The 13,166-nt window shown below is 70.0% G+C and carries 11 protein-coding genes and 1 riboswitch; of the genes, 9 read left to right on the top strand and 2 right to left on the bottom strand.

Translation table 11 applies throughout. The annotated features are described in order from the left end of the window. Positions 1-246 precede the first annotated feature (246 nt). Positions 247-1,083, bottom strand: a complete 837-nt coding sequence (locus AB0C46_RS23860) for a M23 family metallopeptidase (protein ID WP_362830128.1) — start codon at positions 1,081-1,083, stop codon at positions 247-249. An 809-nt stretch (positions 1,084-1,892) separates the two neighbouring features. Here AB0C46_RS23860 and rpsB point away from each other — a divergent pair. The 5 genes from rpsB (at position 1,893) to AB0C46_RS23835 (ending at position 6,569) form a co-directional block, all read left to right on the top strand. Next, entirely contained in the window at positions 1,893-2,792 is a 900-nt protein-coding gene (rpsB, locus tag AB0C46_RS23855) for a 30S ribosomal protein S2 (RefSeq protein WP_018087132.1), read from the top strand. A 108-nt stretch (positions 2,793-2,900) separates the two neighbouring features. After that, positions 2,901-3,737 (top strand): translation elongation factor Ts, encoded by an 837-nt coding sequence (gene tsf, locus AB0C46_RS23850; protein ID WP_362830127.1) that lies wholly within the window; start codon positions 2,901-2,903, stop codon positions 3,735-3,737. A 162-nt stretch (positions 3,738-3,899) separates the two neighbouring features. Further along, entirely contained in the window at positions 3,900-4,670 is a 771-nt protein-coding gene (gene pyrH, locus AB0C46_RS23845; protein ID WP_362830126.1) for a UMP kinase, read from the top strand. Between the two features lie 175 nt (positions 4,671-4,845). Next, complete coding sequence (frr, locus tag AB0C46_RS23840) at positions 4,846-5,403, top strand: ribosome recycling factor (protein ID WP_006602824.1); 558 nt, start codon at positions 4,846-4,848, stop codon at positions 5,401-5,403. After that, the gene (locus AB0C46_RS23835) at positions 5,403-6,569 is read left to right on the top strand and encodes a phosphatidate cytidylyltransferase (RefSeq protein WP_362830125.1); all 1,167 of its coding nucleotides are present in this window, start codon (positions 5,403-5,405) and stop codon (positions 6,567-6,569) included. The genes frr and AB0C46_RS23835 overlap by 1 nt, the downstream gene beginning before the upstream one ends. A gap of 229 nt (positions 6,570-6,798) precedes the next feature. Here AB0C46_RS23835 and AB0C46_RS23830 read toward each other — a convergent pair whose 3' ends face one another. Next, on the bottom strand, positions 6,799-7,596 hold the full coding sequence (locus AB0C46_RS23830; RefSeq protein WP_362830124.1) for a hypothetical protein: 798 nt from the start codon (positions 7,594-7,596) through the stop codon (positions 6,799-6,801). 250 nt (positions 7,597-7,846) lie between these two features. Between AB0C46_RS23830 and rlmN the strand changes: the two genes are divergently transcribed. From rlmN to AB0C46_RS23810, 4 genes are all read left to right on the top strand, one after another. Then, positions 7,847-8,953 (top strand): 23S rRNA (adenine(2503)-C(2))-methyltransferase RlmN, encoded by a 1,107-nt coding sequence (gene rlmN, locus AB0C46_RS23825; protein WP_327224352.1) that lies wholly within the window; start codon positions 7,847-7,849, stop codon positions 8,951-8,953. Between the two features lie 33 nt (positions 8,954-8,986). Continuing rightward, positions 8,987-9,107, top strand: a riboswitch (TPP riboswitch). A 103-nt stretch (positions 9,108-9,210) separates the two neighbouring features. After that, positions 9,211-10,287: a thiamine ABC transporter substrate-binding protein gene (locus AB0C46_RS23820; RefSeq protein ID WP_362830122.1), complete on the top strand. Its 1,077-nt coding sequence runs from the start codon at positions 9,211-9,213 to the stop codon at positions 10,285-10,287. A gap of 68 nt (positions 10,288-10,355) precedes the next feature. Continuing rightward, the gene (locus tag AB0C46_RS23815; protein ID WP_362830223.1) at positions 10,356-12,008 is read left to right on the top strand and encodes an iron ABC transporter permease; all 1,653 of its coding nucleotides are present in this window, start codon (positions 10,356-10,358) and stop codon (positions 12,006-12,008) included. Beyond that, positions 12,009-13,082: an ABC transporter ATP-binding protein gene (locus tag AB0C46_RS23810; protein ID WP_362830121.1), complete on the top strand. Its 1,074-nt coding sequence runs from the start codon at positions 12,009-12,011 to the stop codon at positions 13,080-13,082. It begins immediately after the preceding gene. Positions 13,083-13,166: the final 84 nt, after the last annotated feature.

Genomic DNA, 13,166 nt, shown 5'->3' with positions numbered 1-13,166 from the left:
GGCACGCAGCACGCAGCACGCAGCACGCAGCACGCAGCACGCAGCACGCAGCACGCAGCACGCAGCACGCAGCACGCAGCACGCAGCACGCAGCACGGTGGCTCCTGTGGCGTGGTGTCGGTGTGCTGTGCGGCTCTCCTGCCCCCGGTGCCGGTGCCGGTGCCGGTGTCTGGATGTGTGCCGTTGCCCGTCCCGTGTGGTCGTTACCACTGCCTCGCTGACCTGGCTGTTCTCACCGTGCCGTGTTCACTGCTCCGTCGCGATCGCGGCCATCTCGCGGGCACTCACCACCCGCCGGAGGTCGTGCCAACCCCATCCCCGCCACCGCCTTCGCGTACCTTTCGCGCCTATCGCAGACCGAGCCGAGGGAAGTCGGCCGAGCGCCCAGATCGCCACGGACGCGAGTCCGACCGCTGCTATGAGGGCAGCTGCCGTCGGTGCCGAGCTCCTCGCATGAGCTGTTGGCTCCGGTGGTTCCGGATGCCGGGGAACCGTGTGGCCGCCCGCCGGTACGGGAACCCCGAAGATCGGCAGCAGGCGCGAGGGGCCGCCGCGGAGCATGCTCGGGGGCAGCAGCGACAACGGGTCCAGGTAGGTCGTGCCGCGGCGCAGGCCCCAGTGGAGGCAGGGCTCCCGGCAGTGGAACGGGCCGCCGCGCTGCAGAACGGCGACCGGCTGGCCCGCCGTGACGCGCTGACCCTTCCGGACCGTGGAGCGAACGGGTTCGTAGGTGGTGCGTAAGGGAGGACTGCCCGAGCGGGACACTTCGAGGGTCAGGACGCCACGGCCGGCGACGGCCCCCGCGTAGATCACCCGGCCAGGGGACGCCGCTCGCACCACGGCACCGGCGGATGCGGCCAGGTCCACCCCGCGGTGTCCGGCCGCCCAGGGGGCAGGAGGCGGCTCCCAGCCCCTGACCACCGTGGGCGGTATGCCCGCTGGCCCTCCCACCGGCCAGGACCTGTCCTCACCCGGTGGCGCGGCACGCGCCGCAGGCGCCACACGCTCGGCATGCCCTACACCCTCCTCGCCGCGTTCCACATCCACTGCCCGAGCCGCCGCCCCACCCGCCGCCCGATCCATCCCCCGTTCCACCGGCCGAGCCGCCACGAGCCCCAGCCCGTGCGGTGCCCCGCTTTCTGCTCCTCGTTCCACGCCATGTCCTGCCACCGCGGGCAAGGGCGAAGCGGCGGCGCTCGGGAGCGCCGGGGTGAGGAGCATGAGGACCGCAGCCGCGGTGGGGGCAAGCAGTACACCCGCCGCGTGGGCGGGGAAGAAGCAGCTCGGCCCGAATCCGTTCGGCTCCCCGCGCGGTGCCGGTGGTAGAGGCACGGGCGGCCGGAGGCGGGACCGGGGCCGGGACGGGGACCGGAATCGGACCCGGGGAGGAGGAAGGGGAAGGGGACGGGGGAGGGGGCCCGGCCCGTGTCCCGGCTGGCTCCGGGGGCTGGGGTGCCTGCGGTCTGCCGGTCGTGGGAAGCGTTCGCGGAGGCCGGTGAAGGCAGGGAAGCGCCTCGTCGGGACGGAGTTTTGTCGTGTGTTTCGTCGCATGTGCTGACGGTGGCGCAGTCCGTCGCGGCGTGCGGATCTTGGTCCGAAGCTGTGGACAACCGGGCGGTTGTGGACAACGGTGTCACCCGCCCGGGGCTCGAAATGGAGTGTGTCGCCCGGTGCATCGGCAGTCCCGTACACTTCTGGTGGCGATCCGGGTCACCGGGTCGACTTCGCACGCCCCGCCGTCAGTGCACCAGTCCCCATTCGGGCAGCACGACGGCCGCGCCCCTCGGTCCTCGGACGGCTCCGCAAGGTGTCATCCCCGGCAGGCGCGTCGGGGCGTCAGGCACCGCGGCCGACCGGCCGCAGTGGAACCGAGAACAACAAGGAGTACGGCCATGGCCGTCGTCACGATGCGGGAGCTGCTGGAGAGCGGCGTCCACTTCGGGCACCAGACCCGTCGCTGGAACCCGAAGATGAAGCGCTTCATCTTCACCGAGCGCAACGGCATCTACATCATCGACCTGCTCCAGTCGCTGTCGTACATCGACCGCGCCTACGAGTTCGTCAAGGAGACCGTCGCCCACGGCGGCTCGGTCATGTTCGTCGGCACGAAGAAGCAGGCCCAGGAGGCCATTGCCGAGCAGGCGACCCGCGTGGGCATGCCCTACGTGAACCAGCGCTGGCTCGGCGGCATGCTGACCAACTTCTCGACCGTCTACAAGCGCCTGCAGCGCCTGAAGGAGCTCGAGCAGATCGACTTCGAGGATGTGGCCGCCTCCGGCCTCACCAAGAAGGAGCTCCTGGTTCTCTCCCGCGAGAAGGCCAAGCTGGAGAAGACCCTCGGCGGTATCCGCGAGATGCAGAAGGTGCCCAGCGCCGTCTGGATCGTGGACACCAAGAAGGAGCACATTGCCGTCGGTGAGGCGCGCAAGCTCAACATCCCGGTCGTCGCGATCCTCGACACCAACTGCGACCCGGACGAGGTCGACTACAAGATCCCGGGCAACGACGACGCGATCCGCTCCGTCACCCTGCTCACCCGCGTGATCGCCGACGCCGTCGCCGAGGGCCTCATCGCCCGCTCCGGTGCCGCCACCGGCGACCAGAAGCCCGGCGAGAAGGCTGCTGCCGCCGAGCCGCTGGCCGAGTGGGAGCGCGACCTGCTCGAGGGCGAGAAGAAGGCTGACGACGAGGCCCCCAAGGCCGAGGAGAAGCCCGCTGAGGAGGCCGCCCCGGCCGCCGAGGCTCCCGCCGCCGAGGCCGAGAAGCCGGCCGCGGACGCCGAGCAGGCCTGACCCGCAGCATCCGGCTGATGACGGCGGGGGAGGGCGCCACAAGCGCCGCCCCCGCCGTCCACCCGTAGATCTTTCGACTTCGAGATTTCGAGAAGAGATTCACAGACCATGGCGAACTACACCGCCGCTGACGTCAAGAAGCTCCGCGAGCTCACCGGCGCCGGCATGATGGACTGCAAGAAGGCCCTGGACGAGGCCGAGGGCAACGTCGACAAGGCCGTCGAGGCGCTGCGCATTAAGGGCCAGAAGGGCGTCGCCAAGCGCGAGGGCCGCTCCGCCGAGAACGGCGCCGTGGTCTCCGTGATCGCCGCCGACAACACCGCCGGCGTCATCGTCGAGCTGAAGTGCGAGACGGACTTCGTCGCCAAGGGCGAGAAGTTCCAGGCCGTCGCCAACGAGATCGCCGCGCACGTCGCGAAGACCTCCCCGGCCGACATCGAGGCCCTGCTCAGCTCCGAGATCGAGGCCGGCAAGACCGTCCAGGCGTTCGTCGACGAGGCCAACGCCAACCTGGGCGAGAAGATCGTCCTGGACCGCTTCGCGCAGTTCACCGATGGCTACGTGTCGGCGTACATGCACCGCACCATGCCCGACCTGCCCCCGCAGATCGGTGTCCTTGTCGAGCTCGACAAGGAGAACGCCGAGGTCGCCAAGGGTATTGCGCAGCACATCGCCGCCTTCGCCCCGAAGTACCTCGCCAAGGACGACGTCCCGGCCGAGGTCGTCGAGGCCGAGCGGCGTGTCGCCGAGGAGACCACCCGCGCGGAGGGCAAGCCCGAGGCTGCTCTGCCGAAGATCGTCGAGGGTCGCATCAACGGCTTCTTCAAGGACGCGACGCTGCTCGGTCAGCCGTACGCGCTCGACAACAAGAAGTCCGTCGAGAAGGTCCTCCAGGAGGCCGGTGTCACCCTGAAGCGCTTCTCGCGCATCAAGGTCGGCATCTGAGCCTGTCGCGAAGGCAGCGAATGACCTACGACCCCGCTAGGGTCGTACGCAGTCGGCCGCTCAACGGCCGGCCGCAGATGTGACGAGGAGGCCATTGCCGCACAGGGATCTGAACCAGACCCACGGCAATGGCCTTCTTCGTATGTGCACGAGGAGAGCTCAATGATTCACGGTGCCGACGGCGCGCACACAGACCATCCCGGTCACGGCGGCAGGCGACGCTTCCTGCTGAAGCTGTCGGGCGAAGCCTTCGCCGGTGGCGGCGGACTGGGCGTCGACCCCGACGTCGTGCACGCGATGGCCCGCGAGATCGCCGCTGTGGTGCGCGAAGGCTACGAGATCGCCATTGTGATCGGCGGCGGAAACTTCTTCCGCGGCGCCGAACTCCAGCAGCGCGGCATGGACCGGGCCCGCTCCGACTACATGGGCATGCTCGGTACGGTCATGAACTGTCTGGCCCTCCAGGACTTCCTGGAGAAGGAGGGCATCGACTCCCGCGTCCAGACAGCCATCACCATGGGACAGGTCGCCGAGCCGTACATTCCGCTGCGCGCGGTGCGCCATCTGGAGAAGGGCCGGGTCGTCATCTTCGGCGCCGGCATGGGCATGCCGTACTTCTCCACCGACACCACCGCCGCCCAGCGCGCCCTGGAGATCGATGCCGAGGCCATGCTGATGGGCAAGAACGGGGTGGACGGGGTCTACGACTCCGACCCCAAGAAGAACCCGGACGCGGTGAAGTTCGACGCCCTCGAATACGGCGAAGTGATCACCCGCGACCTGAAGGTCGCCGATGCCACCGCCATCACGCTGTGCCGGGACAACAAGCTCCCGATCCTCGTGTTCGAACTGCTCGCCGAGGGCAACATCGCGCGCGCGGTGAAGGGTGAGAAGATCGGCACGCTCGTCAGCGATCAGGACACCCGGGCCTGACGGCCTCAACTGCCGCGATTCCGTACGGGCATCGGCCCATACGGGCGGCAACTCCCGGCCGGGGGAAGACCTCGGTACGGGGATGGACAACTGCCTGCCGGTCGGACACCGTGCAGGAGAAGACGCGCGGCAGGGGCGAGGCTCTGCTTCTTACCGAAAAGACCAGGAGCAAGTGGTGATCGAAGAGATCCTCCTCGAGGCCGAGGAGAAGATGGAGAAGGCCGTCGTGGTCGCCAAGGAGGACTTCGCCGCGATTCGCACCGGGCGTGCGCACCCGGCGATGTTCAACAAGATCGTGGCGGACTACTACGGCGCCATGACGCCGATCAACCAGCTGGCGTCGTTCTCGGTTCCCGAACCGCGGATGGCCGTGGTGACCCCGTTCGACAAGAGCGCGCTGCGCAACATCGAGCAGGCCATCCGTGACTCCGACCTCGGCGTCAACCCGAGCAACGACGGCAACATCATCCGAGTGACGTTCCCGGAGCTGACCGAGGAGCGCCGCAAGGAGTTCATCAAGGTCGCCAAGAACAAGGGCGAGGACGCGAAGATCTCGATCCGCAGCGTCCGGCGCAAGGCCAAGGAGACCCTCGACAAGCTGGTCAAGGACAAGGAGAGCGGCGAGGACGAGGTGCGCCGCGCCGAGAAGGAGCTCGACGACACCACCGCGAAGTACGTCGCGCAGGTGGACGAGCTGCTCAAGCACAAGGAATCCGAGCTCCTCGAGGTCTGATGAACGAGCCTTCCTGGGGGGCCCCGCCCGGCGCCGGTCAATGGGGACCGCCCGATCACGGACCGTCCCCCTCGCTTCGCGGAGCGGCGCCCCCCGCCCCGGCGGGTCCGGTGTACGACTGGGGCGATGCGGCGCAGACTCGGCCCATGCCCTTTGTGCCCGGGCAAGGCGGATACCAGGATGACAACCGGGAACATCGGGACATCCGGGATAGCCGGGACCACCTGGACGACCGGGGGGCTGCTCGACGGAGCGGCCCCCTGTTCCGCGACGAAAAGCCGCAGGAGCCCATGCCCACCTCTCTTTCCGGGTCCGACAACTCGCCGGACTCAGAGAAGCCGAAGAAGAAGAGCGCGGGCCGCAACCTGCCCGCTGCCATAGGGGTCGGTGTCGGCCTCGGCGCGATCATTGTTGCGTCGCTCTTCGTCTACAAGCCCGTCTTCATCGGCGTGATAGCGATCGCCGTTGTCGTGGGCCTGTGGGAGCTGACCTCGCGGCTGGCGGAGCGCAAGGACATCAAGGTGCCGCTGGTGCCGCTCGCGGTCGGTGGCACCGCCATGGTGGTCGCCGGATATGTCCGCGGCGCCGAGGGGGCCTGGGTGGCGATGGCGCTCACCGCGCTCGCCGTACTCGTCTGGCGGATGACCGAGGCACCCGAGAACTATCTGCGCGACGTCACCGCCGGCGTCTTCGCGGCGTTCTACGTGCCCTTCCTCGCGACGTTCGTGGCGCTGATGCTCGCGGCCGAGGCCGACGGGCCGCAGCGGGTGCTGACGTTCCTGCTGCTCACGGTCGTCAGCGACACCGGGGCGTACGCGGTCGGCTGGCGGTTCGGCAAGCACAAGCTCGCCCCGCGCATCAGCCCCGGCAAGACCCGCGAGGGACTCGTCGGCGCGGTGCTCTTCGCGATGGCGGCCGGCGCGCTGTGCATGGAGTTCCTGATCACGGACGGCGCCTGGTGGCAGGGCCTGCTGCTCGGCCTCGCCGTCGCGGCCAGCGCAACCCTCGGCGACCTCGGCGAATCCATGATCAAGCGGGACCTCGGCATCAAGGACATGGGCACCTTGCTCCCCGGCCACGGCGGCATCATGGACCGGCTCGACTCCCTGCTGCCGACCGCGCCTGTCGTCTGGCTGCTGTTCGTGGTCTTTGTGGGAGCCGGCTGATCGCAGGGCCCTCGCAGGTGAGGGCGGGTGGAGAGGCATTCTTCCCCGTCGACCTCTCCCGCGCGCCGCGCCGCTCCTCCGATGGCCCAGAGGGGTCTGCCACCTTGTGTGGCGGACCCCTCTCCGCATGTCTGAGGGCGGTCCGGCCGCCCGGCCACCTCGCCTCGGCCCGCTCGTGAGCGACCCAGCCGACGGCCGCAGAGCTCACCGTCCTGGCCCCCGGCCTCGCCTACTGGGGCGACGACAAGAACTGGACCGCCCCGCGCAGTGGCTCCGGCGACGTGGCGAACTCACCGAGGTAGGGATACGACAGTTCCGTGACGAGGAACAGGTTGGTGGCAACCAGGACGCTCACCGCCGCGACCATCCCGTAGTGGATCAGAGCCTGCTCGGAGCCGAAGGTGGCGGAGAACCCGAGGACCAGTGCACTGGTCAGCAGGACCGCCATCCACAGGGACAGGGGTGGCCCGAGGTTGGTGCGTGCCTGGAGCAGCCGTTCGGTGCGTGCGAGGCTCAGTTCCTTCAGGGACGCGAGCGAGCTGGCGAGGAAGGCCCGCTGGGTGTCGTTGCGGGGCTGAATGCTCTCGTACGTGCTGTGGAGGCGGCTCAGCGCGTGTTCGGCCTCGGGTGCGGTATCGCCGGCCGCGGCGCTGAACCATTCGGCCGCCGCCGCGCGTCCGTACGCCAACAGGCTCTGCCTGATCCGCGCGCTCTCGGCCGTGCCGAACACCTCGCTGCCCATGGCCAGCTGCGTCACCATCGCGCCCTCGGTGCGCGTCGTCTGGTCTGCCGTGTTCACCTGACCCCAGAGCGCGAGGACGATGAAGCCGATGAGGAATCCGTAGACGACCGCGACCACGGGGAAGAGGAACTGCGCGATCTCGTTCTGCTCGCCCCGCTTGAGGCGGGGGATGCGGTGCCGGACCGTCGCCTGGACGGCCGCTGTCCCGCCGGCGATCACGACGACGAGGCCTGCCAACAGCAACCAGGAAGGGAGGTTGGTCACGATCCAACGGGTCACGGCCACTGTTCCACGCTCCTGACGTACCCCACACCAGCCACCACGGCGCGGTGGCCAACGAAGGCACCGGGCTGCGGACACGCCTGCTGCGTCCCTTCGGTGAGCGAGTGCCGCCCTTCGGCGCGCGATTGCCCCTGCTTGGGTGCGCGATGACCCCTGCTTCGGTGCGCGATGACCGCGCATGATCGGCACCCACCGGGCGCGGGACACTGCCGCACCTGGGCCCCCGTAAACGATCTGCCACACTGGACGGACCATGCCTGCACCCGGAGAACTCACTTTCGTAGCGCCGCGCGGGGCCAAGAAGCCTCCGCGGCACCTTGCCGATCTCAGCCCCGTCGAGCGTCGCGAGGCGGTGGCGGCGATCGGAGAGAAGCCGTTTCGCGCCAAGCAGCTGTCGCAGCACTACTTCGCCCGTTATGCGCACGACCCGGCGCAGTGGACCGACATCCCGGCCGCGGCGCGCGAGAAGCTGGCGAGCGAGCTGCTGCCGGATCTGATGAAGGTCATGCGGCACATCTCGTGCGACGACGACACCACACGCAAGACGCTGTGGAAGCTGCATGACGGGACGCTCGTCGAGTCGGTGCTGATGCGCTACCCGGACCGGGTCACCATGTGCATCTCCTCGCAGGCCGGCTGCGGGATGAACTGCCCGTTCTGTGCCACCGGCCAGGCAGGACTGGACCGTAACCTCTCCACCGCCGAGATCGTGCACCAGATCGTCGACGGGATGCGTGCGCTGCGCGACGGTGAGGTGCCCGGCGGACCGGCGCGGCTGTCCAACATCGTCTTCATGGGGATGGGGGAGCCGCTCGCCAACTACAAGCGGGTGGTCGGCGCGATCCGGCGGCTGACGGATCCCGAGCCGGACGGGCTGGGGCTGTCCCAGCGGGGTATCACCGTCTCCACGGTCGGCCTGGTCCCGGCGATGCTGCGGTTCGCCGACGAAGGCTTCAAGTGCCGGCTGGCCGTGTCGCTGCACGCCCCGGACGACGAGCTGCGCGACACGCTGGTGCCCGTCAACACGCGCTGGAAGGTGCGGGAGGTGCTGGACGCGGCGTGGGAGTACGCCGAGAAGTCCGGCCGCCGGATCTCCATCGAGTACGCGCTGATCCGGGACATCAACGACCAGGCATGGCGCGGTGATCTGCTGGGCCGGCTGCTGAAGGGCAAGCGGGTCCATGTGAACCTGATTCCGCTGAACCCGACGCCCGGCTCGAAGTGGACCGCGTCGCGTCCCGAGGACGAGCGGGCGTTCGTCCAGGCCATCGAGGCGCACGGGGTGCCGGTGACGGTCCGCGACACCCGCGGCCAGGAGATCGACGGTGCCTGCGGGCAGCTCGCGGCCTCGGAACGCTGACCGCCCGCTGGTACCGTGTGGTCGAACAAATGCATATTCCGACAGGGGAGCGCCACAGCGCTGAGAGTGCGGAAGCGCCGTAGTCCTACGGTGCCCGCAGACCCTTGAACCTCGCCCGGGTCATTCCGGGTAGGAAGTTCGGTCGTCACTCATGCTGTTGCGCCCTGCCCGAAGTCCGCTCCGTACGTCCTGGGACGTCGGGAACGGCGGACATCGGGCAGGGCCGCGTCTCTTCCTGGCCAGCCAGGAGGAACTCAGTGAGCACCACCAGCAGGATCACCGCGACGGCGGTCGTCGCCGCGGTCGGTATGGCCGCCCTCGCCGGGTGCGGCAGCTCGGGCGGCGGGAGTGCGGACGCCAAAACCGTCACGCTGGTCAGCCATGACTCGTTCCGCGTCTCCAAGTCCGTGCTGGCCGCCTTCGAGAAAAAGAGCGGCTACAAGGTCACGATGCTCAAGGGCGGGGACGCCGGCAAGGCCGTGAACCAGGCGATCCTGTCCAAGGGCAACCCCCAGGGCGATGTCTTCTTCGGGATCGACAACACCCTGCTCTCGCGCGGTCTGGACGAGGGCCTCTTCAGCCCGTATCAGGCCAAGGGGCTGCAGAGCGTCCCGGCGGGGCTGCAGCTCGACAAGGGCGAGCACCGGGTCACCCCGCTCGACTACGGCGACATCTGCGTCAACTACGACCGCGGCTACTTCGACCGGCACAAGATCGCGCCGCCGAAGACCTTCGACGATCTGCTCAAGCCCCGGTACAAGGGGCTGCTCGTCACGGAGAACGCCGCCACCTCCTCCCCGGGACTCGCCTTCCAGCTCGGCACCATCGCCAAGTACGGCGAAAAGGGCTGGCCGGACTACTGGAAGAAGCTCAAGGCCAATGGCGTCGAGGTCGTCGACGGCTGGGACCAGGCCTACTACGACCGGTTCTCCGGCTCCGCGGCCGGCAAGGGCAAGGGCGACAAGCCGCTGGTGGTCTCCTACGCCTCCAGCCCGCCCGCCGAGGTGCTCGGCAAGAAGCCCGCGCCCAAGGAGGCACCGACCGGTGTCGCGACCGGCACCTGCTTCCGGCAGATCGAGTTCGGCGGTCTGCTCAAGGGCGCGAAGAACGAGAAGGGCGGCAAGGCGCTGCTGGACTTCCTGCTGAGCAAGGAGTTCCAGGAGGACGTACCGCTGCAGATGTTCGTCAACCCGGCCCGCAAGGATGCCGAGGTGCCGGAGCTGTTCACCAAGTACGGCACGACGATCGACAAGCCGGCGACACTGGCCCCCGAGACGATCACCAAGAACCGCGAACAGTGGATCAAGCAGTGGTCCTCACTCGTTCTGAAGTAGCGCCTGCGGACGTCACGGGCGCCCGGCGCGGCAGGCCCGCGCGGGGGACGGCGGTGCGGCTCGGCCTGATGGCGGTGCCGCTCGCCTTCTTCGCGCTGTTCTTCGCCTATCCCGTGGTGGCGATCGTCGGACGGGGGCTCAAGGACGGCGGGCAGTGGCAGCTCAGCCGGTTCGGCGCGGTGCTGAGCGACCCGGATGTCGTGCAGGTGCTGTGGTTCACCGTCTGGCAGGCGGCGGCCTCGACCGGGCTGACGCTGCTGGTCGCGCTGCCCGGCGCCTATGTCTTCGCGCGCTTCGACTTCCCCGGCAAACAGCTGCTGCGGGCGGTCGTGGCGGTGCCGTTCGTGCTGCCGACCGTCGTCGTCGGCTCGGCCTTCCTGGCGCTGGTCGGGCGGGGCGGACTGGTGGACGACCTGTGGGGCGTGCGCCTGGACACCTCGGTGTGGGCGATTCTGCTGGCGCATGTCTTCTTCAACTACGCCGTGGTCGTACGGACCGTCGGCGGGCTCTGGGGACAGCTCGATCCGCGTCAGGAAGAGGCGGCGCGGGTGCTGGGCGCCGGGCGGTTCGAGGCCTGGCGGCGGGTCACGCTGCCCGCGTTGGGGCCGGCCGTCGCGGCCGCCGCCCTGATGGTCTTTCTGTTCACCTTCACCTCCTTCGGGGTGGTGCAGATTCTCGGCGGCCCCACCTTCTCCACGCTGGAGGTGGAGATCTACCGGCAGACCGCGGACTTCCTGGATCTGCCGACGGCCGCCGTCCTCACCATGATCCAATTCGCGGCGGTGCTGGGCGTACTGGCGCTGCACGCCTGGACCGTGCGCCGCCGGGAATCCGCGCTCCGGCTCGTGGACGCGTCGCAGACGGCCCGCCGGCCGCGCGGCGGTGGCCAGTGGGCGCTGCTGTGGGGGACGTTCGCCGTCATCGCCGTGCTGCTGCTCGTGCCGCTGGTGGTGCTCGTCGAGCGGTCGTTCGCCGGGCCGGACGGCTACGGAGCGGTCTTCTACACCTCGCTGAGCTCCGCCGCGAGCGCCGACAGCACCTTCGCCGTCGCCCCCCTCGACGCCCTGTGGAACTCCCTCGCCTACGGGGCCGCGGCCACCGTGATCGCGCTGGTGGTGGGCGGACTGGCGGCCGCCGCCCTGACCCTCCCGAGGCTGCGCCGCGGCCCGTCCGGGCGGACCCCCGTGGTCAGCCGGTTCGTCCGCGGCTTCGACGTGCTGCTGATGCTGCCCCTGGGAGTCTCCGCGGTGACCGTGGGCTTCGGCTTTCTGATCACCCTCGACGAACCCCCGCTCGACCTGCGCGCCTCGTGGTGGCTGGTCCCGCTCGCCCAGGCGCTGGTGGGGGTGCCGTTCGTGGTCCGGACGATGCTGCCGGTCCTCCGGGCCGTCGACGGCCGGCTGCGGGAGGCGGCCGCCGTACTCGGCGCCTCGCCCTGGCGGGTGTGGCGCGAGGTCGACCTGCCGATGGTGCGGCGGGCGCTGCTGATCGCCGCGGGCTTCGCCTTCGCCGTGTCGCTCGGTGAGTTCGGCGCGACGGTCTTCATCGCACGGCCGGACCAGCCGACGCTGCCGGTCGCCGTGGCCCGGCTGCTGGGGCGTGCGGGGGAGCTCAACTACGGGCAGGCGATGGCCTTGTCGACCATCTTGATGGTGGTGTGCGCCGCCGCCCTGCTGGTACTGGAGCGCCTGCGACCCATCGACCGATCCGGGGAGTTCTAGATGACGGCACAGGCCGGCACCACGGCGCAGGAGCTGCTGCGGCTGGGCGGGGTGACCGTCCGCTTCGGCAGCCGCGGCCGCCCCGCGCTGGACGCGGTGGACCTGGAGGTCGCCGCCCACGAAATCGTATGCGTCCTGGGGCCGAGCGGCAGCGGCAAGTCCACCCTGCTGAGAGTGGTCGCCGGGCTCCAACAGGCCGACGCGGGGCAGGTGTTGCTGGAGGGGCGGGATCAGTCGGGAGTGCCCACACACCGGCGCGGGGTCGGCCTGATGTTCCAGGACCACCAGCTCTTCCCGCAGCGCGATGTCGCGGGAAACGTCGCCTTCGGGCTGCGGATGCGGCGTTCCTCGCGCGGTGACCAGGAGCGTACGGTCGCCGGACTCCTGGACCTCGTGGGGCTGCCGGGCGCCCAGCGGCGCGCCGTGGCGTCCCTGTCCGGCGGCGAACAGCAGCGGGTCGCCCTGGCCCGCGCCCTGGCCCCGCGCCCCCGTCTGCTGATGCTGGACGAGCCCCTCGGCCAGCTCGACCGCGGGCTGCGCGAACGGCTGGTCGTCGAACTCCGCCGGCTCTTCCACGAGTTGGGCACGACCGTGCTGGCCGTCACCCACGACCAGGGCGAGGCCTTTGCGCTCGCGGACCGGGTCGTGGTGATGCAGGACGGCCGGATCGCGCAGACCGGCACCCCGCTGGAGGTCTGGCAGCGGCCCGCGACCGAATTCGTCGCCCGCTTCCTCGGCTTCGACAACGTGGTCGAGGCGACGGTGCAGGGCGAGGCCGCCGCCACCCCCTGGGGGAAGGTGCCCGTCCCGGCAGCCACCCCGGACGGGCCGTGCCGGCTGCTGGTACGGCCGGCCGGTGTGCGGTTGACGGCCGCCCCGGAGGGCCTGCCGTGCACGGTCGCGGCCCGTACCTTCCGCGGCACCCATGTCGCGCTGCTGCTCCAGCCCTCCGGCGGACCGCAGGTGGAGGCGGCCTGCGCACTGCGGGACGCGCCCGAAGTGGGCGAGCGGGTGGGCATCGCCTTCCATGCGCAGGACGTGGTGGTGCTGGACGCCTCCGCCCCGGCGGGCTGACCGCGCGGCGGGGCATCCGGTGGGGCGCCGGGCCGTGGGCCGCCACCAGGCGCCCCACGTCCGGCAGTTGCGCCGTGCAGGCGC

The sequence above is a fragment of the Streptomyces sp. NPDC048637 genome, assembly GCF_040650675.1.
Taxonomy (GTDB): Bacteria; Actinomycetota; Actinomycetes; order Streptomycetales; family Streptomycetaceae; genus Streptomyces.
This window is presented reverse-complemented; position numbering and strand designations above follow the sequence as displayed.

What these genes read in the sequence shown, in the direction of transcription:
- AB0C46_RS23860 (WP_362830128.1), bottom strand. Translation starts at nt 1,083, where the DNA reads ATGGATCGGGCGGCGGGTGGGGCGGCGGCTCGGGCAGTGGATGTGGAA.
- rpsB (WP_018087132.1), top strand. Translation starts at nt 1,893, where the DNA reads ATGGCCGTCGTCACGATGCGGGAGCTGCTGGAGAGCGGCGTCCACTTC.
- tsf (WP_362830127.1), top strand. Translation starts at nt 2,901, where the DNA reads ATGGCGAACTACACCGCCGCTGACGTCAAGAAGCTCCGCGAGCTCACC.
- pyrH (WP_362830126.1), top strand. Translation starts at nt 3,900, where the DNA reads ATGATTCACGGTGCCGACGGCGCGCACACAGACCATCCCGGTCACGGC.
- AB0C46_RS23835 (WP_362830125.1), top strand. Translation starts at nt 5,403, where the DNA reads ATGAACGAGCCTTCCTGGGGGGCCCCGCCCGGCGCCGGTCAATGGGGA.
- rlmN (WP_327224352.1), top strand. Translation starts at nt 7,847, where the DNA reads ATGCCTGCACCCGGAGAACTCACTTTCGTAGCGCCGCGCGGGGCCAAG.
- AB0C46_RS23815 (WP_362830223.1), top strand. Translation starts at nt 10,356, where the DNA reads ATGGCGGTGCCGCTCGCCTTCTTCGCGCTGTTCTTCGCCTATCCCGTG.
- AB0C46_RS23810 (WP_362830121.1), top strand. Translation starts at nt 12,009, where the DNA reads ATGACGGCACAGGCCGGCACCACGGCGCAGGAGCTGCTGCGGCTGGGC.